Annotated in this window: 21 protein-coding genes; 20 read left to right on the forward strand and 1 reads right to left on the reverse strand. The window is 70.1% G+C overall.

Annotation, left to right across the window (positions count from 1 at the left end):
- Positions 1 to 20 precede the first annotated feature (20 nt).
- From ACLZOT_RS26770 to ACLZOT_RS26820, 11 genes are all read left to right on the forward strand, one after another.
- Positions 21 to 512 carry a roadblock/LC7 domain-containing protein gene (locus ACLZOT_RS26770; protein ID WP_416971624.1) on the forward strand — a complete coding sequence of 164 codons (492 nt, stop codon included), beginning with the start codon at positions 21 to 23 and terminating at the stop codon, positions 510 to 512.
- 47 nt (positions 513 to 559) lie between these two features.
- Complete coding sequence (locus tag ACLZOT_RS26775; RefSeq protein ID WP_416971625.1) at positions 560 to 931, forward strand: DUF742 domain-containing protein; 372 nt, start codon at positions 560 to 562, stop codon at positions 929 to 931.
- 7 nt (positions 932 to 938) lie between these two features.
- On the forward strand, positions 939 to 1571 hold the full coding sequence (locus ACLZOT_RS26780) for a GTP-binding protein (protein ID WP_416971626.1): 633 nt from the start codon (positions 939 to 941) through the stop codon (positions 1569 to 1571).
- Positions 1568 to 2173 (forward strand): GAF domain-containing protein, encoded by a 606-nt coding sequence (locus tag ACLZOT_RS26785; protein ID WP_416971627.1) that lies wholly within the window; start codon positions 1568 to 1570, stop codon positions 2171 to 2173. The genes ACLZOT_RS26780 and ACLZOT_RS26785 overlap by 4 nt, the downstream gene beginning before the upstream one ends.
- A gap of 74 nt (positions 2174 to 2247) precedes the next feature.
- On the forward strand, positions 2248 to 3522 hold the full coding sequence (locus tag ACLZOT_RS26790) for an acyl-CoA dehydrogenase family protein (protein WP_416971628.1): 1275 nt from the start codon (positions 2248 to 2250) through the stop codon (positions 3520 to 3522).
- Between the two features lie 217 nt (positions 3523 to 3739).
- Positions 3740 to 5410: an SAM-dependent methyltransferase gene (locus tag ACLZOT_RS26795; protein WP_416971629.1), complete on the forward strand. Its 1671-nt coding sequence runs from the start codon at positions 3740 to 3742 to the stop codon at positions 5408 to 5410.
- A gap of 53 nt (positions 5411 to 5463) precedes the next feature.
- Positions 5464 to 6414, forward strand: a complete 951-nt coding sequence (locus ACLZOT_RS26800) for an endonuclease/exonuclease/phosphatase family protein (RefSeq protein WP_416971630.1) — start codon at positions 5464 to 5466, stop codon at positions 6412 to 6414.
- 80 nt (positions 6415 to 6494) lie between these two features.
- Positions 6495 to 7406 carry an endonuclease/exonuclease/phosphatase family protein gene (locus ACLZOT_RS26805; RefSeq protein WP_416971631.1) on the forward strand — a complete coding sequence of 304 codons (912 nt, stop codon included), beginning with the start codon at positions 6495 to 6497 and terminating at the stop codon, positions 7404 to 7406.
- Positions 7407 to 7567: 161 nt separating this feature from the next.
- The gene (locus tag ACLZOT_RS26810; RefSeq protein ID WP_416971632.1) at positions 7568 to 9907 is read left to right on the forward strand and encodes a Helicase associated domain protein; all 2340 of its coding nucleotides are present in this window, start codon (positions 7568 to 7570) and stop codon (positions 9905 to 9907) included.
- A gap of 123 nt (positions 9908 to 10030) precedes the next feature.
- A complete protein-coding gene (locus tag ACLZOT_RS26815; protein WP_416971633.1) occupies positions 10031 to 10204 on the forward strand; it encodes a hypothetical protein in 174 nt (57 codons plus the stop codon).
- The gene (locus ACLZOT_RS26820) at positions 10201 to 11097 is read left to right on the forward strand and encodes an aminoglycoside phosphotransferase family protein (RefSeq protein ID WP_416971634.1); all 897 of its coding nucleotides are present in this window, start codon (positions 10201 to 10203) and stop codon (positions 11095 to 11097) included. The genes ACLZOT_RS26815 and ACLZOT_RS26820 overlap by 4 nt, the downstream gene beginning before the upstream one ends.
- Positions 11098 to 11171: 74 nt before the next feature.
- Here the strand turns inward: ACLZOT_RS26820 and ACLZOT_RS26825 are convergent, their stop codons facing one another.
- A complete protein-coding gene (locus ACLZOT_RS26825) occupies positions 11172 to 12581 on the reverse strand; it encodes a Twin-arginine translocation pathway signal (RefSeq protein WP_416971635.1) in 1410 nt (469 codons plus the stop codon).
- Between the two features lie 305 nt (positions 12582 to 12886).
- On the opposite strand from ACLZOT_RS26825, the gene ACLZOT_RS26830 reads away from it, so the two are divergent.
- The 9 genes from ACLZOT_RS26830 (at position 12887) to ACLZOT_RS26870 (ending at position 19692) form a co-directional block, all read left to right on the forward strand.
- A complete protein-coding gene (locus ACLZOT_RS26830; protein WP_416971636.1) occupies positions 12887 to 13309 on the forward strand; it encodes a 6-pyruvoyl trahydropterin synthase family protein in 423 nt (140 codons plus the stop codon).
- Positions 13306 to 14037 (forward strand): 7-carboxy-7-deazaguanine synthase QueE, encoded by a 732-nt coding sequence (locus ACLZOT_RS26835; protein WP_416971637.1) that lies wholly within the window; start codon positions 13306 to 13308, stop codon positions 14035 to 14037. Before ACLZOT_RS26830 ends, ACLZOT_RS26835 begins: the two co-directional genes overlap by 4 nt.
- 52 nt (positions 14038 to 14089) lie before the next feature.
- Entirely contained in the window at positions 14090 to 14725 is a 636-nt protein-coding gene (gene folE, locus ACLZOT_RS26840; RefSeq protein ID WP_416971638.1) for a GTP cyclohydrolase I, read from the forward strand.
- On the forward strand, positions 14725 to 15546 hold the full coding sequence (locus ACLZOT_RS26845) for a hypothetical protein (protein ID WP_416971639.1): 822 nt from the start codon (positions 14725 to 14727) through the stop codon (positions 15544 to 15546). Before folE ends, ACLZOT_RS26845 begins: the two co-directional genes overlap by 1 nt.
- Entirely contained in the window at positions 15543 to 16619 is a 1077-nt protein-coding gene (locus tag ACLZOT_RS26850) for a hypothetical protein (protein WP_416971640.1), read from the forward strand. Before ACLZOT_RS26845 ends, ACLZOT_RS26850 begins: the two co-directional genes overlap by 4 nt.
- Positions 16616 to 17296, forward strand: a complete 681-nt coding sequence (locus ACLZOT_RS26855; protein ID WP_416971641.1) for a dTMP kinase — start codon at positions 16616 to 16618, stop codon at positions 17294 to 17296. The genes ACLZOT_RS26850 and ACLZOT_RS26855 overlap by 4 nt, the downstream gene beginning before the upstream one ends.
- Positions 17297 to 17328: 32 nt before the next feature.
- Complete coding sequence (locus ACLZOT_RS26860) at positions 17329 to 18255, forward strand: DUF2797 domain-containing protein (protein WP_416971642.1); 927 nt, start codon at positions 17329 to 17331, stop codon at positions 18253 to 18255.
- A gap of 61 nt (positions 18256 to 18316) precedes the next feature.
- Positions 18317 to 19162: a class I SAM-dependent methyltransferase gene (locus ACLZOT_RS26865; RefSeq protein ID WP_416971643.1), complete on the forward strand. Its 846-nt coding sequence runs from the start codon at positions 18317 to 18319 to the stop codon at positions 19160 to 19162.
- A complete protein-coding gene (locus ACLZOT_RS26870) occupies positions 19159 to 19692 on the forward strand; it encodes an NUDIX hydrolase (RefSeq protein ID WP_416971644.1) in 534 nt (177 codons plus the stop codon). Before ACLZOT_RS26865 ends, ACLZOT_RS26870 begins: the two co-directional genes overlap by 4 nt.
- The last annotated feature ends 13 nt before the right edge of the window (positions 19693 to 19705 follow it).

A 19705-nucleotide genomic window follows, 5' to 3' on the forward strand; every position in this document is an offset into this window, starting at 1 on the left:
ACCACCGCAACGGAGTAACCATGACCGCATCGGACATGACCTCGACCACCCTCATCGAGGAGGACGCGCTCAAGGCGCTGACCTGGCTGCTGGAACAGTTCACCGACTCCGTGCCCGGCGTCACCCATGCCCTGCTGGTCTCCCGGGACGGCATCAAGCTGCTCGACAACGGGCTGGACCGGGACTGGGCGGACAAACAGGCGGCAGCCATGTCGGGCATCGCCTCGCTCGCCGCCAACGCCCAGGGCCCGGACGGACGCCCGCTGGGCCCGCCGAGGCAGATCCTCCTGGAGTACGACGACCGGTGCATCTTCGTGCAGAGCACGGGCCGCACCAGCCTGTTCCCGAACGCGCCGGGCGGCAGGAACGGAATGCACAGCACGGTGCTGTGCGTCATGGCCGACGAGCGGGCGGACTTCGCCGCCGTCGGCTACGAGATGAGCGAGCTGACCCAGAAGTTCACCCCCTACCTCATGGTCGCCGACCGTGCGCAGGGAGCTGACGGCCGGTGATCTCCCCCGGGTCCCGCCCCGCCGTGCGGGAGGAGGAGTCCGATTTCGTGCGTCCTTACCTGCTCACCCAGGGCAGGGTGTGGCCCCGGCACGACCTGCGCCTGGAGACGGTCCTCACCGCCGGTCCCGGCCGTCCCCGCCCGGACGCGGGCGAGGAGTACGGACACGTCGTGTGCCTGTGCGAGGAGCGTCAGCGGTCGGTCGCCGAACTCGCCGGCCTGCTGCGCCGCCCGGTCGGCGTCATCAAGGTGATCGTCTCCGACCTCGTGGACGACGAGGCCCTCCGCCTGCCCTTGCACGCATTCACCCACGGCACCGCAGACGGCGCCAGCACGCAACTCCTGGAGGCAGTTCTTGTCGGTCTTCACCGGATCTGGCCCGAGGTCCCGTCCGCCGTCCCCCGCCTCAGAGCGGGGTGAGGCACCCATGACCTCGGTGAAGGGGCGTGACCCGGCCCGGCCCGGCACGGTGCTGGGGCTGAAGATCCTCGTCGCCGGCGGCTTCGGCGTCGGCAAGACCACCAGCATCGGGGCGGTCAGCGACTTCGAGCCGCTGACCACCGAGGAGTACCTGACCGAAGCGGGAACCGGCACCGACTGCCTGGACGGGGTGGAGCACAAGAGCACCACGACGGTCGCCATGGACTACGGCCGCATCACCCTCGACATCACCGACGTTCCCGGCATCGACATCGGCATCGACACCCTGGACCTGCACCTGTTCGGGACGCCGGGCCAGGAACGCTTCACCGGCATCTGGTACGAACTCGCCCGCGGCGCCATCGGGGCGATCGTCCTGGCCGACACCCGGCGGCTCGACAGCAGCTTCCGCGTCACCGACTTCGTCGAGCAGCAGGAACTGCCCTTCATCGTCGCGCTCAACCAGTTCGACGGAGCCCACCGCTACGAGCCCGAGGACGTCCGCGATGCCTTCGGTGTCGGCCCCGGCATCCCGGTGATGACCATCGACGCCCGCCGCCGCCCCCTGGTGGCCTCCGCCCTGGTCACCCTCGTCACCCACGCCCTCAATCATCACCACAACCTCCTGGACGCCCCATGACCGACCGCGCACTCCGTCCGCCGTCCGCCGCCCCCGACGCGGTCTGGCCCTCGCCCGGCCTGGTCCGCGCGGACAGCGACTGTGTCAGCGCGCACGACGTCGCGCTCGACGCCCGCCTGCGTCTCATACGGCAGTTGGGCCTCGTCCCCGGCCCGGACCCGGTCTTCGACGAGATCGCCGAAGAGATGGCCACCGCGGCCCGGATGGCGTACGCGATGGTGAACCTGTTCTTCACCGAACAGACCTTCGTCGGGCTGCACCAGCCCCCGCCCGGCAGCGGCTACGTGACCGTCGACCGGACCATGAGCATCGAACACGGCTGGTGCCCCCATGTGGTGGAGCGCCGCCTCGCTCTCCCCCTGCCCAACGTCCACGCCCACCCCCGCTTCAGCAGCAACATCGTCGTGGACAGCGTCGGCATCCTCTCCTACTTCGGCGCTCCCCTCATCGATCCCGGCACCGGCATCGTCATCGGCACGGTCTGCCTCATCGACCCCGAGGCCCGCTCCGTCGAAGACGCCGTCCGCATCAGCGACATCACCGTCGCCTCGGCGGCCACCGTCATGCAGACCGTCACCGGCAGCGCCCCCGCACCACACTGACCACCCCCCGCCGTCCCGCCCGCGCGACACCAGACGCCTGCCGCCGCCCCCGCCCCTGACAGAGGGAGACGACCATGCACGCCATGCCCACCCCGCCACCACCGTCCCTCGGTCTCTACCTCACCCCCCGGCACGAACACCTGTGGGGCGAGGCCGACACGTTCGCGTTCACGTACGCGGCTCCCCGGGTGAAAGCGATGGAGGAATCACCGGGGAGGGTGGAGAAGCGGCTGGCCCGCATCGTGGGCGAGCGTGGCTGGTTCGGAGTGATGATCCCGCCGGAGTACGGCGGGATGGGCGCCGGTCATGTCGCCCGGACGATCCTGGTCCACCGGCTGGCCCGTATCTCGGCGTCCGCCGCCGCGATCCTCCAGGCCACCCTGATCCCCGTCGGCGCGCTGCTGGGCTTCGCGACGGCCGAGCAGAAACGCCGCTGGCTGCCGTCGGTCGCGGACGGGACGGTGCTGTGGTCGATCGCGGTCACCGAGCCCTGGGCGGGCGGGCACCTCGGCGGCATCGAGACAACGGCCGAACCCGACGGCGAGGGCGGCTGGCTGATCACCGGCACCAAGGCGTGCGTGGGCAACCTCCACCTCGCCGGCAGACACGTGGTGATCGCCCGCACCGCGCCACCGGGCGAACCGCTCTCCGCCACCGAGGCACTGACGGCGTTCGTCGTCGACGGCGGCGACGCCGGCGTCACCCTCCGCCCCCACCGCCCCCGCCTGGGCCTGCACGGCTTCTCCCTCGGCACCCTCGTCCTCGACCAGGTCCGGGTTCCTGCCGAACACGTTCTGGGTGACGTCGGCAAGGGCCTGCACGTCGCCCAGTCCAGCAGCATCCTCACCGGGCGCCTCAACCTCGGCGCCCTCAGCCTCGGCCTGCACGAAGCCATCGCGGAAACCACCGTCCACTTCCTCAAGGACCGCCCCCGCTACAACGGGGCCCTCACCGACCTCCCCGTGGTCCGCGACCGCCTCGGCGCCATCCAGGCCCGCCTCCACGCGGCCCGCTCCCTCCTCTACCACGCAGCCGCCAACCTCGACAGCCCCACCAGCTGCGACGCCGACCTCATCACCGCGAAATACCTCGGCCACCAGCTCGCCGCCGACTCCTGCCGCGACGCCGCCGAACTCCACGGCTCCCACGCCCACGACACCGCCCACATCTTCCAGCGCCTGTGGCGCGACACCCAGATGATCTACTCCCCCGCCGGCACCGGCGAGACCCAGCGCATCCTCCTCGCCGACCACCTCCTCGGCGCACCCATCCAGTGGTCCGAACACCTCGCCGCCGAACACGCCTGGCACCAGGACCCCGACCCGGACAGCATCCCCGCGCACGCCTGAAAACCACCCGCGCACGGCACCCCGTGGACCCCCGACTGCCGCGCGCGGGACCCAGCCCCGCCGCCGGGCCGCTCACCCGCCCCCGGGCACGGCGGCGGGGCACCCTCCTCAACTCCCTTTGCGCCTCCGGGCAGTCGGCGGCACGGAGTCGCAAAGGGACCCCGCACCCCCAGCCCTCCTCCCCCCCGTCGCAGCGCACGACCAGCAGCGAGAGAAGATGACCACCACGACGCCCAGCCCCGCAACCGGACAGACGGTTCCGGCGGCGCCACCGCGGTCCCGGCCCGCGTGGCACCAGCACCTGGAGGGCCTGCCCACCATCCGGCGCCGGAGCATCGCCGCCCAGACCGCCGACCCCGCGGTGAGGGCCGCGGTCGCGGACGCCTACCGCGCCGGCGGCACGATCGGCCGTATCAGCGCCCGCACCGTCTACTCCCGCCGCGTCGTCCAGCACATCCTCATCAGGGAGGACGTCCCACGCCCACGCGGCGGACTGCGCCGGGCCCCGGACGTCCCGGACGGCTACGACAACTGGACCGACTACACCCTGACAGCGCTGCGCAGCCGGATCACCGACGGCATCTACCCCCGCGGCAGCGTCCTGCCTCCGCCGGTGCAACTCGCTGCCGACCTGGGCACCCGGCTCTGGGCCGTGAAGCAGGTGATCCCCCGCCTCGTCGCCGAGAAGCTGCTGCTGTCCGTACGGCCCCGCGGCACCGTCGTCACCGGTCCCCAGACCGAGACGGTGCGCAACGGCCTGTTCATCGGCGTGACCGTGGACGGGCGCACCGAGCACTGGCCGCTGCCCGGCACCCACCGGGCCCGTGCCGAGGCGGTCCGCTGGACGCTCATCGCCCGGATCGCCGACGACGCCGCCGGGCGACTGCCCTCCCAGAAAACCCTCGCCCACCAGCTCCCCGAGTCCGTCCACGTCGTCCGTACAGCCGTCGGCCTGCTGGCCGGCGAGGGCCTGCTCACCACCCGCGGCTCCTACGGCACCTGGACCACCCCCGGCAGCCGGGAAACCGCCCGCATCCTCCTCGCCACCCGCACCACACCTGCCGGCAGTCCCGGCGGCCCCCCGCCCCGACCCGTCGTCTCCACCTCGCCGACCGGACCGCCCATGCTCATCAACAGCGCCGTCCCTTCCTCCGCCCGCGTCTGGAACTACTGGGGCGGCGGCAAGGACCACTACGAGATCGACCGCGCTGCCGCTGACGACTTCCAGCGCACCGCGCCGCAGATCAAGGAGATGGTCCGCGAGGCGCGCGCCTTCCGCATCCGCGCGGTCACCCATCTCATCGAGCTGGGCATCAGTCAGTTCCTGGACATCGGCCCCGGCCTGCCCACCCCGGACAGCACCCACGCCGTCGCCCAGTCCATCGCCCCGCACGCCCGGATCGTGTACGCCGACCACGACCCCCACGTCACCACCCACCTGCGCGCCCTGTGCCCCAGCACCCCCGAAGGCTCCATCGCCTGCATCGACGCCGACCTCCGCACCCCGGAGACGATCCTCACCACCGCACGGACCGTCCTCGACTTCGGCCGGCCGGTCGCCCTGCTGCTCCTGGGTGTGCTCGGCCACATCCCCGACACCCCCCAGGCCACCGCGATCGTCCGCCGCCTCACCGGTGCTCTGCCTCCCGGCAGCTTCCTCGTGCACCACGACGCCGTCGACACCAGCCCCGACCTCGTCCGCGCCCAGCACGACCACAACGCCACCGGTACCCCCTACGCCCTCCGCTCCCCGGTGCAACTCGCCCTTTTCTACGAGGACTTGCAGCCGCTAGACCCCGGCATCGGCCCCGTGTCCCTGTGGCGCCCCGGCCCCGGCACCCGTCCCAAGCCCACAGACATCCACGGCGGCATCGCCCGCCTCCCCTGACGCCCCCGTCTCCCCCGCGTACTGCTGTCCCCCGAACTCCGAGGAGAACCTCCATGAATATCCCGTACGGCGAGTCCGTGATCAAAGTGGTCACCTTCAACCTGGAGCACGACGGCGGCCGTGCCGAGAACGGCCGGCTCCCGAAGCGGTGGCACGACGCCCACGACTTCCTCACCGGGCTCCGGCCGGACATCCTCCTGCGCCAGGAGCTGACCTACAGCCGCGACGACGGCCACCGCCGCCTGCACGCCGCCGAGACCGCCCTCGGTATGCGCGGCTTCCTCGCCATGCCGGGCTTCGGCCGTAACCCCACCGGCCTGTTCGTGAACACCGCCACGTTCGAGATCGTCCGGCAGTACGACCACCCCGCCGGCATCTGGCGCACCCCGCCCACCAACGTGATCGTCCGCCTCCCCGAGGTCCCCGACCGCGACATCATCCTCCTCAGCTGGCACGCCGCCTTCAACTCCCCCCGGGGACGCGAACGGGAGGCCGACGAGATCACCGCCTTCGCCGACAAGATGAAGACCGGCAGCGCGTTCATCGGCGGCGGGGACGCGAACGAATACCCGCTGCCCCACGGAGAATCCGTCCCGCACATCGACTGGTCCAGCCCCGGTATCACCGACCGCCCCCACAGGGTCCACCGCAGCAACGCGAGCCCGGACGGCTCCCGCACCAGCTGCACCTACCTCGACGAGACCCTCCTGGCCTGCGGCCTGCACGACCCCGCCCGCCACGCCGCCCACACCCTCGGCCTCCCCCACGCCCTCGACCCCACCGCCGGCCACGCCGCATCGTCCCAGGAACAGGGAGGACCACGCCGCATCGACCGCGTGTACAACGACCCGCACACGGTCACCGCGATCATCGACGTCATCGTCCACGACGTCGACTTCTCCGACCACAGGGCCGTCGAAGTCGTCTACAGCCGACGGCAGTTCATCGAGGCCCAGCGCCGCACCATCACCCCCCTGCCCCCGTACGACCTCAGCATCCACTGACCCGCCATCTCCCACGAGAGGCACTCTCCGCCCCTCGCGGGAGACGTCCGCTCCCCGCTTCCTCCCTTCCCGGACAGGCCATGAACACCAAGACCACCGCGCCCGGCAGCACTCTCACCTCGCCCACCGCGCCCTCTGATTCCGCCTCGCTGTCCCCGGCCGGCCTCCTGTTCCGCGCGGTCAGCTGGAACCTGCTCAACGGCGGGCTCGACGGAGCCGGCGAGGTACGGCTCGACGCCCAGGTCGGGTACCTCGCCGAACTCGGGCCTGACATCCTCGCGCTCCAGGAATGCACCCGCTGGGACGAGAAGGACCGCGCCGAGATGGTCGCGGCCGAACTCGGCCTGACCGTCACCAAGATGGCGTCCTCCCGGGTCGGCGACGGCCGCAACTACACGATGCTCCTGCACAACCCCGCCCGGTTCTTCCTGGTCGAGGTCCGGCTGCGCGGCGCCGAGATCTTCCACCACGCCCTGATCAAGGCCCGGTTACGTCCTCACGGCGCCCCGTCCGACGGCAGCGGCGACTTCAACGTCCTGGCCACCCACCTGAGCTGGACCGACGGCGCAACCCGCCTCGCCGAAGCCGGATGGATGACCGACTACGCCGGCCCTTTCCCCGGCGAACCCGACCGGGCCCTGCTCCTGGGCGACCTCAACTGCCCCCACCCCGACGACGCCATCGACTGGGCCGACGTTCCCCCCAATCTCCAGCCCCGCTACCGCCTCATGCAGGCCGACGGCGCCTTCGGAAACGCCGACACCCGCGCCTTCCAGGTCCTGCTGAACTCCGGCTGGCAGAACCCGGAAACCCTCACCGGTCAGCCCCGGACCGCAACGGTGGGCCACTACTACGCGAACGAGCCCACCCCCATGCGCCTCGACCACGCCCTCGTCCACAACCTCACCGTCCACGCCTACCGCACCCACGACACCGGCCGGGTCTCCGACCACAAGCCCGTCGTCCTGGACGCCGTCCTCACCGCCGCCTGACCGGCCCCGCCGCAAGAGCTATCCCTGCGCGGGCGCGGGCCAACCCCTTCGCTGCGCTCGCCATGCCCTGCCTGCCCAAACCACTGATGCGGTATTCCCGCCGAAGAACGCCCCCTTCCCCCTCTATTTCGTCTGACGCTCAAACAAGGAACCGAACGACAGTGGACCAGCTCACCCCTCCGCCTCTGTTTCCTCACCAGCAGGAAGCGGTGGAAGCCCTGTTAAAGAGCCTGACCGACTCCAGCCGGGCGACGGCCGTGATGGCATGCGGAACAGGCAAGACCCGAGTAGGCGCAGAAGTCGCCGGGCGTATCGCCGAGGCCGGTTCCCGATACCGTCTGGTGGTCGTTCCCACCCTGGAGCTGGTCCGGCAGACAATGACGGAATGGGCTCAGCAGCTCGGCCGACGCCGACTGGGGAAGATCGTCGCGGTGTGCTCGGACCATGAGGTCCTCTCCGCCCGGCGCACGGGACTCCAGGACGAACTCACCTCCGCTGATACCCGGGTCGCCGGTGATGCCGCCGAGCTTGCCGGCCTCACCGCCGGCTCCGGACCGCTGACTGTCGCCTGCACCTACGCCAGTCTCCACATTCTGGCCGAGGCCCAGTCGCGCCACGGAATGAGAGCGCCGGACATCGCTGTGATCGATGAGGCTCACCGCAGTGCGGGAGCCGCAGGAAAAGCCTGGTCAGCCATTCACTACGACAACATCATCACGGCACGTCGCCGTCTGTATCTCACCGCCACTCCCCGCATCCTCGACGGAGAAGGCGACAGTGTCATCAGCATGACGGACGAACGTCTTTACGGGCCGATCGCTTTCCGGCTGCCCTTCGCGAGCGCCATCGACCTCGGCCTGCTGGCCCGCTACCGCCTCGTGGTCCCCGTCGTCACCAGCAGCGAGGCCCATCAGCTCCTCGGCCAGGACAGCGCCTTCCTGCGTGTCGGAAGAACCGGCATCTCCGCCCCCATGCTCGCCAAACAGCTCGCCGTGCTGCGCGCCGCACACGAACACGGCATCCGGCGCATGATCACCTACCACGGCAGCATCGCCGAAGCGAAATGGTTCGCCACCCTGCTGCCTCACGCTCACTCTCTTCTGCCTGCCGACCAGCGTCCCGTCTCTCTGATCGCCGAACACGTCCACGGCCGCCAGACCGTCGCCCAGCGACGACGGGCGTTGGACAGGCTCGCCGGGCAGGAGGACGGCCTGGTCGTCGTCTCCAACGCTCGCGTCCTGTCGGAAGGAGTCGACGTCCCCGCTGTGGACGCCGTCGCCTTCCTCGCCCCCCGCAGCACGATCGACACCATCCAGGGCACCGGCCGTGCCATGCGGCTCAGCGACCGCAGCCGGCCCAAGACCGCGACCGTCATGGTCCCGGTCTTCCTCCAAGAAGACCAAGACCCCGAAACCGCGCTGAACTCCACTCCCTTCGGCCCGGTCTGGCAGACCGTGCGGGCCCTCGCCTCGCACGACGAGACACTCCACCGCCAACTCGAAACAGCCCGCCGCTCCCTCGCTGCCCCTACCGCCACCGGAAGAGTCCGGCTCGGCGACAGCACCGAGGGCGAACTGCCCGACTGGCTCTCCTTCAGCGGCATTCCTGTCCCTGCGGACTTCGCAGCCGCCATCACAGTACGGACCGTACGAGCGACCACCAGCATATGGTCCGAATACCTCCAGGCCGCCGAGATCTACCGGACCGAACACGGAGACCTCCTCGTCCACGAGGACTACCGCACCCCCACCGGACTGGGCCTGGGCCGCTTCATCTCCTACCTGCGCAAGCTGTACAAGCTGAACAAACTCTCGACTTCCCAGATCGAGGAATGGGAAGCCCTCGGAATGACATGGTCAGTCCTCGACCAAAAACTTCAGGAACTGATCCGCGAACTGAGAGAATTCAAGAAAGAGTACGGCCACCTGGACGTGCCGAAATCATATAAAGTCAGGAGAGGCGACCGAGAGTACACTCTCGGTCAAATATGCGCCAGCCTGCGCACCTCCCGCCCACTCGGCCAGGTCTCAAGCATAAAAATCGCAGCCCTGGACGAAGAGGGATTCATCTGGGACCGTGCAGAATACATCTGGAACCAGTTCATTTCAGACTGCCGCGAATTCATGATCTGGAACAGCCATCTGGACATACCTCAGACATACACCCTTCGCGGTCGAAACATAGGCCAACAGGTATCAAAATTTCGCTCACACCCGGATCGACTCACCCCAGAACAGCACGAAAGCCTGAACCGTATCGGCTTCATCTGGGATTCACTGCAATACCGCTGGGACCTGCACATCAAATTCGTGACCGAATTCAAAGACCAGTACGGCCACCTGAACATCCCGAGTAGCTGCGTCGTCGAAAAGCCCATCCTGTTGCGCCCTCGCAGCTGGCTGAACACCTGCGTCCAGAAATACCGCCAAGGGAAACTCAAAGCAGAACGATACCAGCAGCTTCTGGCCCTAGGCATGGATTTCCCAGAAACGAAGAAGTGAGCAGAAAAACCCTTTCCGGACCAATGGAAGAGTCTGGAAAGGCGAACAGCCGGCACTTGCCGGGTCCACCGCCATCTCCTGTCTTCTCACTCATCCGCACACCGCGGCACAGGTGTCCGCCACATGACCACTCCCCTGCCCCACACATCCTTCGACCGCATCCTTGCCATCACGGAGAACCTGCTGTTCTCCCTGACCCGGCAAGCCCACCGCTTCGGCTCCTGCACCGACCCCCGGCAACAGCTCGCCGCCTACGACACCGAGTTCATCCCTCTCCTGACAGAAGCGGGGGAATGAGCGTGATGACCCGCTCCGTACAGCCAGCGATCATCCCGTCATCGCCCCTGCCCCCGCTGGAGACCTGGATCGAGAGCGTCCTGGGCCCCGTCGAGCTGCAGCCCGTGCTCGACCACTACTCCTGGCACGCCGTCCGACCCGACGGCCGCCGATACATCGTCAAACATGCGACGAGCCCCCGCTCCTTCCGCCGGGAAATCTACGCCCACTCCCGCGTCCTGGGCGCCCTCGACCCCGCCGGCGTCCCCCGTCTCGTCGCCGCCTCCCACCCCCGCCTCACCCTCATCACCACAGCCCTCCCCGGCATCCCCGTCACCCGCACCCGGCTGCTCCCCGGCACCTACATCCACACCTACCGCAGCGCCGGCACCCTCCTCGCCTCCCTCCACCAAGCCCTCCAGCCCCCGCCCCACGCCCTGGCCACCGCCCGGACAGCCCTGCGCCACACAGCCGACCGCGCCGACCGCATCCTCACCCTGATGCAGCCCTCGCCCCTGTCCCCGGACGAACGCGACTTCGCCTCAGCACACATCGCGCACCTCCGTGAAGCGGAAGCCGAAGAAATCAGCTTCACCCACGGCAACTTCCGCGAAGAGTCCTGGACACGGTCCACGACCACCCGCCAACTCGCCCTGACCGACTTCAGCGCCAGCCGCTTCGCCCCCGCCGTGTACGACTTCACCCACATCGCCTCCCGCTGGATCACTCGCGACCACCTGCGAACCGCCTTCTTCCAGGGATACGGCCGCCGGCTCAGTACCCGCGAACGCCACACACTCGTCTCCCTCGTCACGCTCCACTGCGCCACCCAGCTCGCCCTCCGGCACAACAACCCGTCCGCTCATACCGCACACCGCGTCCTGACCCGTTTGTCGAACGGGGCACAGCTTTGAACAGGAACTCGCGGCCGGGCGCCGGCATACACAGACTTCCCGCAGGCATCGGGCGTCGCGGCGCGCCGCAGCGGCTAGGCGGCGGTTCCGTCGGTACGGATCGGTGCGGGGAGGGCACGCAGGCGTTCGGCGAGTTCGGTCGCCGCAGGAGCGGCCGAGTCGCCGAGGAGGCGGTCGAGGCGGGCCAGGCGGGTGCGGGCGGTGGCGCGCAGCCGTCCCGGCGGGATGCAGTCGAGGACGCCCAGGGCGCGGGTGGCTGCCTGGTCGGGGGCGTCGCGGGCTTCGGCGAGGGCGAGGACGAGGGTGGCCGCCGCCCAGCCGGGGGTCTCGGGCGGGGCGGCGGCGATGGACTCGTGGGCGACGTCGGCGGCCCGGTCGTACCGTTCGAGGGTGAGGTGGGCCTCGGCGACGTGCAGGCGGTGTTCGGCGCGGTCGTAGCCGAAGCGGCCGGGCAGCTCTGTAGCGGTTCTCATGATCTCGTCGCTCTCGGCGACGACGTCGTCGGCCTCCGGCACGCGCTTGAGTGCGGCGAGGGTGGGCAGGAGGGCCCAGCCGAGGAGTTGGGCGCGGCGCAGTCCCGGGGGTGCGTGCCCGAGGCCGTACTCGGCGTGCTCGCGGGCGTGACTCCAGTCCTCGCGGGCGATGGCGACCATGGAGAGTGCCCCGCTGGCCCAGGAGGTGAGCGCCGGTTCGCGGGTGGATTCACCGAAGGCGCTGGCGAGGGTGAGGTGGGCACGGGCACCGCTGCGGTCGTCGAGGTGGTACGAGAGGTTGCCCAGGAGCGCGGACAGCCAGCCCACCTGACGGCGCAGTTCCAGTGCGGTTGGCTGGTCCGCCGTGGCCACTGCAGTGGCGAGGACCTGGCGGGTTCCGCGGACCTCGTTCAGGAGGACAGCGGGCGGGTGCTTGCTGTAGTTGAGGGCGTAGTGCTCCACGGCGGCCTCGGCCAGGGCAGCCAGGGCCGGGGAGCCGCCGGGTGCATCCAGGACAGCCCACTGGACGGATTCGCGGATGGCGGGCAGTCCGCTGTCGGTCGTCATGGTTCCCTCTCGCCCTGTACTCGTTTCCTCGTTCTGGTGCCGACCGTAGTGGAGTGGTGGTGGGGACGCGCAGGTGCTGCACCACAGACAGTGTGTCGCCAGGCCGAGTTGGTCGGGGCGGGCGCCGTAGGCGCGGGAGATCATCAGCCGGTACTCGTCGCCGGGAGCATCCTGCCCGTGTTCGTAACGGCAGAGCATGGCCGGTGTCAGACCGGGTGGCAGCAGGCCGTCTTCCCGGTAGGCGGCGGCGACTTCGCGGATCGCCTGGGCTCTCGACCATCCCAGTGCCAGACGCCACGCCTCCAGCGCGGTGAGTTCGGGCAGCGCGGAGCACAAGGTGGCGACGATCCGTTCGTGTGTGTGTCCGTCGCGCTGGCACCGGGCGCGGATCCGGGACGCCTCGCGCTGGATCTCGGCACGCCGACTCCGGGAAACTCCGCCCATCCCCCGCCCCTTCGCTGTTCGGCTGTGCGCCTGGGCCGCCCCGGTCCACGCGGACACCGGACGGATATTGCGCAGCACCGTCAATGTTCCTACACGACACCGGCAATGACGGTGGGTCAGGTGCGGATGCACGGTGGGAGCAGGCGTCCGCAGGGCCCTGCCCTCCCCCACCTCCGATCCGGTGTCCCCGTGTCGGGACAGACCCCCGGGCCGCAGTCCGCCGGATCTGAACTCACCTTTCCGCCGAGGAACTTGGACTCCCCCAGGGCCTGACCTGGCCCGCTCTCGACTTCTGAGGAGCAGTCATGGATTTGCTTTCCGTCTCGGTGCCGACCGGCACCTTCACCATCGGCAAGAGGTTCGACTTCGAGGCCGGTCACCAGCTCTGCGGACTGCCGCCGGGGCATCAGTGTGCCCGTCAGCACGGTCACAGCTACGAGGTCGAGGTGGTCCTGACCGCGTCGTCCCTGGCGGAGCCGGGTTTCGTCACCGACTTCGGTGCGCTCGCTCCGTTCAAGGCGTTCCTGGACTCCGCCTTCGACCACCGCAACCTCCACGAGGTCCTTCCCGTCGAGCCGACCTCGGAGAACCTGGCGCGGTTCCTGGCCGGCTGGTTCATCGACAACGTCCAGCCGTCCATTCCGGGCCGGCTGGCGGCGGTCCTGGTCCGCGAGACCCGGCGTAGCTGGGCCCGGTTCGACGTCGAAGAGGCGGTGAACGGGCAGTGACCGTGCCCGCCGCGCCTGTGGCCGGGCTGTCGACGGGCCTGATCGTCGCCGAGCGTTTCGGGGTCGAGACCGCGACTTTCCAGGGTGAAGGGCCCAGCCTCGGGCATCCTGCCCTGTTCATCCGGCTGTCGCGGTGCAACCTCACCTGCTCGCGGTGCGACACGAAGTACACCTGGGACTGGACGCAGTTCGACCCGCGCGAGGAGTCCACGAAGCTGTCCGTGGCGGACCTGGTGGCGTGGGCCGCGTCGTCGCCGGTGGAGCTGGTGGTGGTCACCGGCGGCGAGCCGCTTCTGCAGCAGCAGCGGCTGGTCCCGCTTGTCCGGGAGCTGCTGGCCGCCGGGAAGCGGATCGAGTTCGAGACGAACGGCACCCTCGTACCCGACCCGGCTCTGCTCGTGGACGGGGTCCGGTTCAACGTCTCCCCGAAGATCCGCAGTTTCGGGCAGGACGAGAGCAAGAGCATCGTGCCCTCCGCGCTGAAGGCGTTCGCGGTGTCCGGAAGAGCGGTGTTCAAGTTCGTCGCCACCCGTCCCGCCGACCTCGACCGGATCGGTGAACTGGCCGCCGTCCACCGGCTTTCGCCGGTGTGGGTGATGCCGGAAGGAACCACCGCCGACGCGGTGCTCGCGGCGACCCGCGACCTCGCGGACGCGGTCGCGGCCCGGCACTGGCACTTCACCACCCGGCTGCACGTGCTCGCCTTCGCCGGCACGCGCGGCCGATGACCGTGAGCCCGCCCTTGCGTTTCCCTGACGATCCGAAAGTGAGAAGACGCCCATGACGAGCACCACTGTCGGCCTGACCACGCCGGTCGGCGACGCCGTGACCGCGCCCGCCGTGCCCGTACCTCGCATCGACACCGGCCGGGTCGCCGATCTGGTCACCCAGCTTCTGGTGGAACTCGGCGAGGACCCCTCCCGGGATGGACTGGCCGACACACCCCGGCGGGTCGCCGCCTGGTGGAACGAGTTCCTCGCGCCGGACGGCGCCGTGAGCGCGACGTGCTTCGCCGAACCCCTGCAGAGCGGCCAACTGGTCGTGGTGGGCGGCATGAACGTGTGGTCCCTGTGCGAGCATCACCTGCTGCCGATGCGTCTGACGGTCACCGCGGGCTACGTCCCCCGGGGTGAGGTACTGGGACTGTCGAAGTTCGGGCGGATCGCCACACACGTCGCGGGCCGGCTCCAGGTCCAGGAGCGTTTCACCCGCCAGGTCGCCGAACGGCTCAGCGGCGCGGCCGGCAGCGAGGACATCGCTGTCTCCGTGCGCGGCGTCCACCTGTGCATGAGCATGCGCGGGGTGAGGATGGCGGACGCCGTCACCACGACGGTGCACAGCGAAGGCCGCTTCCTCACCGATCCGGTGCTCGCCCAGCAGTTCCTCACCCTCGCCGCCCCGCGGGGAGCAGCGTGATGGCCAAGAGCATCGACTTCTCCGTCATCGCCCCGGCCGCCCACCTGGAGGACTTCGCCGTCCGGGACCCGGCCCGAGTCCATCACGTGGCCGCCCAGCGCGTACTGTCCGACGACTCCTACCGTGGCTTCTTCGCCCGCGAGTCCGAGCGCGGAGCGGAAATCATCGTCGACAACGGGCTCTTCGACCTCGGCCGCGCCCTGCCGGTACCCGACCTGGTCGCGGCGGCAACCGCCGTAGCGGCGCGGGAGATCGTCCTGCCGGACGTCATGCGCGACGGCGAAGCGACACTGAAGGCGAGCGAGCAGGCCGCGCGGGAGATCCAGGAGCTGGCCGGTGACGCCTTCCGGCTGTGCGCGGTCCTTCACGCCGCCGACGACGAGGAATGGCTGCGCACCTACGACGCCTTCGTGACCGGCGGCTGGGTCGGCGCCATCGCTTTCCCGGCCTCCCGCCGGCCCGACCCCGCCCGGCAGTTGTGCCGCACGCGCTGGGCGGCGACCGCCCATCTGGAGGAGCATGGCATGGTCGACGACCGGATCGTCTACCGGTTGCTGGGGCTCGGCCGCACCGGACACCTCGAACTCGTCGAGCAGCGCGAGCACGAGTGGATCTCCTCCGTGGACGGCGCGGCGCCGGTCATTCTCGGCGCGATGGGCATCGCCCTGCTCCCCGACGGCCCGTACGAGAAACCGTCCACCCCGCGGATCGAGGCCCTCGGCCCCATCTCCCCGGACCGGTTCGGTCTGATCCGGCAGAACATCGCGGTCGTCGACGCGGCGGCCGGCAGCACGGACACGCCAGCCAAGGAGCGCCGATGACTCTGGTCGCCGAACCCGCCCCGGGGCTGCTGCGCGCGCCGGCCGTCGACCCCGACGGGCACACCATGAGCCGCGAGAGCCTGCTGCGCTACCTCCAGATCAAGGTCCACGACCTCATCCAGGAGCAGGACTGGGAGACGATCCGGGTCGTCGGAGACTACGACCGTGCCGCGGTGGTCTCCCGGCACGAGAAGTCAGGAAAGCTGTTCAACAGCGAGCGGCCCACCGCCACGGCCGACGGCCGCGCCCTGACCGTCAGAGCGTTCCCCGGCGCCGACTACGTCCAGCACTACGCGCTGATCATCTCCACGTTCCTGGCCATGACGGGCCGCCCGGCCGACATCGTCACCTACCAGCCGCCCGGCCAGGAGGAGTGCCGCACGGCCTGTGACGCGCTCGACGCCGACCTCGACGCCGACCTCGTCATCGTCGGCTGGGGGCTTCAGCACCTCGCCCCCGCCGACGGAGTGTGGACCCGCGGACCGGGCTACGCGTGGCAGCGATCTACGATCGCCGGTCACCGCGTCGTCTACCTCGGGTTCCTCCACAGCATCTGGGGCGACGTCGCCGGCCGGATGGTGGAACGCCTGGCCGCACTCGGCGCGCGCAGCGTCGTCTACGTCGGCAAGGTCGGCTCGCTGACGCCCGGCGTCGAACCGAACACCTGGCTGGCCACCGGCGACACGAGCCTCCTCGGCGGCGCCCTGGTCACCTGGGACGACTTCTTCGGCGACTACGCGACCACCCACGAGGGCGTGCGCACCGGGCTGCACGTCTCCTCGCCGTCGATCCTGCTGGAGAACCGCGACTGGCTGGCCCGGCACACCTCCTCGTACGCCTTCGTCGACCCGGAGATCGGTCCCATGGGAGCAGCGGCCCGCCGGGCGGGGATCAGTTTCGGCTACCTCCACGTCATTTCCAACAACCTCACCGCGCACTACCCCGCCGACCTGTCCAATGAGCGGCACAGCGACGTCCTGCGCCGCCGTGCCGTCCTGGTCGACCGCATCCGCACCATCATCACCGGCCGTCTGACCGCCAGCACCGGCATCCCCCTCGGAGGAACACGATGACAACCACCGCGCCCGGACGGGTCATCGCCTTCACCGGAGGCGACGGAGCCGGCAAGTCCACCCTCGCCACCCGCCTGCACCAGGCCCTCACCGACGCCGGCCACGACGCGATCCTCGTCGGCAAGCACAGCACCCATCTCCCCATGGACACAGAGCTGTCCGCCTATCTCGACCAGCTCAACCACCTGGTCTACCGGCGCGACGCCGCCGTCGCCCAGGCGTGCGGCGACCACTACTGGCTGCTTGCCCTGGCCACCTGGTACACCCTCCAGGACCGGCTCGTGATCCAGCCCGCGCGCCGGTCCGGCACCCACGTGGTCCTCGACAATTCGCACCACAAGATCCTCGCCCGGTACGCCGTCAACCCCGCTGTCTCCCGCCGGCTCACCGAGCAGGTCTTCGCCCACCTCACCGAACCGGACCTGGTGTACTTCCTCGACATCGGCGCCCGCGAAGCCCTCGCCCGCAAAGGGGCGTTCACCTCCGTGGAGAGCGGACACTCCGGCGACAGCGGCGAGGACTTCATCCGCTACCAGGACACCGTCCTCGCGCAGATACGCGAGCACGCGGGCCAGAACGGCGTCTGGCTGCCGCTGGACGTCTCGGGCCTGGACCGCGACCAGGTCCTCAAGGCCGCTCTCGGCGCGCTGGCCGACCGGCTGAACCTGACTGTCTGACCGTCACCACCCGACCGACGAGGAAGCTCACCATGGACCAGGCCCTGCCCACCGGTGGAACGTACATCTGCCACGGCATCACCTGGGCGAGCGGGCAGCCCTGTGTCCTGCTCGCCCCCCTGCCCGGCGGACCCCTCGTCCGCGCCACGGTCATGGGCCGCCGCCTGGGCTGGCAGGTCCACGACGGCGGCCGGTGGTGCACCGGCCGCTATCGGTTCGCCGACCGCGTCCGCGTCGAACCCGTCGCCTGCCTCGGCCGGGCCCCGGCCGAGGCAGGCGGCCAGTGTCCCGCCTGCACGGCCCAGGACGAATTCCGCTTCGCCCACCAGTTCCACTCCGGCGGTCACGTCCCCGAGACGCTCGCCGTCTACATGGCCCAGCCCCACTGGCTGTACCTGGCGACGTTCGCCGACGGCACCACCAAGGTCGGCACCGCAGCCGAACCCCGCAAACGCTCCCGCCTCGACGAGCAGGGCCCCCTGGTCGCCACCTACCTCGCCCGGACACCAGACGGCCGGGCGGTCCGCTTCGCCGAAGACGCCCTCACCCGGCGCCTCGGCCTGCAACAGACGGTGCGTGCCGCAGCCAAGCTCAAGGCCCTCGCCGAACTCCGCACCACCGACCCCGCGTACTCCGCCCACGAACACGCCCTCGCCCGCGCGATCGAAACCCTCGCCGCCCTCGACGTCGCCGTCTGCGCGCAGCCCTGGGCACCGCCCGCAGAAAGCGACCTGCTGCGTGCCCCGGACACCGAGCGGGCCCTGTATCCGCACGATCCGCGCGAAGGCGAGCACGGCCTCACTGTGCTCGCCTGCTCCGGCTCCCAGGTCCTCTCAGCATCCGGTGAGGCCGGCGGCCTGCGCTACGTCTTGGACCTCGGCGTCCTCAAAGGCCGCCGGATCACCCTCGGAACCGGATTCTCCTCCCCGCCCGCCGCCGTGCAGTCCGCGCTGTTCTGACCTCCAACCCCAACGCCCGGCACCCGACGCCGGGCCCGACCGCTGAATCGAGACCCCACCCATGACACCCCAGGACGCCGTCCTCGGCTGGGACGAGGACACCAACGCCGAGGCGTACGCCGCCTTCACCCGCGCCCACCCCATGTACGACATCACCAGCCGCGACCTCGCCCGCCGCGCCCGCCTCGACGACGCCCGCCTGGTCGTCGACCTGTGCGGTGGCGCCGGCGCGACCGCCCGCGCGATCCTCGACCTCGTCCCCGCACGCGCGCGCGTCGTGTCCGTGGACAACGCCGCTGCCATGCAGCGCGTCGGCCGGCGCACCCTGACCGACCCCCGGCTCTCCTGGGTGACCGCACCCGCCGAACAGCTTGACGACCACATCCCTTCGGGCGGTGCCGACGCGGTCGTGTGCAACTCGGCGATCTGGAAAACCGACACCCTGCGGATCTTCAACGCTGTCGCTCACGTGCTGCGCCCCGGCGGACTGTTCGCCTTCAACATCGGCGGCGGCTTCGCCGGCGTACGCCACCCCGACGCACAACTCGCTCCCGAAGGACCGTCGTTGAACACCCTCATCCGTCAAGTCGCGGCCCGCGACCACGGATACACACCCCCACCCGCCGTCGCGGGCCAGCTCCCGAAGCTGCCGCTCGCCACGGTCACCGGGCAGCTGGCCGCCGCCGGGCTGAGCGTCCTGGACACCGAGGTCACCGCCCAGCACAGCACCATGGCCGAGAAGAAGGCGTGGCTCTCCGTCCCCGTCTTCGCCCGCCCCGAAGGCGACTTCACCCACGCCCAGCGCATGGAGATCCTCGACGCGGCCTACGCCCTGACCACCCCCGAGACCCCGACGGTCACCAGCTGGCTCGTCGTCGTCGCCCACCGCCCGCCCCGCACTTCATGACCTCCCCCGCCCTCGGAAAGCACTGCGACCACGCCGCAGTCGGAGTACTGATCTCCTCTCCCAACGGGCAGTTCCTGGTGTTCGAGCGGGTCAGGCCGCCAACGGGCCTCGCACCGGTCGCCGGTCACCTCGACCAGCACGGCACCCCCGAACAGGCCGCCCGCGACGAGGTCCGCGAAGAAGTCGGTCTCACCGTCACCCACCTGGACCTCCTGCTGGAACAGTGGCAGCCCAACCCCTGCCCCCGCACGCCCACCGGGCCCGTCGGACACCAGTGGCAGGTCTTCCAGGCCCAGGTCACCGGAGCCCTGCGCCCCTCGCCCCGAGAAGTCCGCGCGCCCCGCTGGCTCCACCCTGACCAGCTCCAGCGGTGCGCACTGCGCACCGCCGCCTACGCCCAAGGACACCTGAGCGACACGGAGTTCACTCAGACACCGGGTCTGGAACCGGTGTGGTGCCGCTTCCTACACACCCTCCAGATCATTAGCCTGCCCCCGGACATCCTCATGCAGATCGGCGCCCTCCTGTGACCGCCGACCGGAA

The organism is Streptomyces sp. 4F14 (assembly GCF_048159485.1).
Taxonomy (GTDB): Bacteria; Actinomycetota; Actinomycetes; order Streptomycetales; family Streptomycetaceae; genus Streptomyces.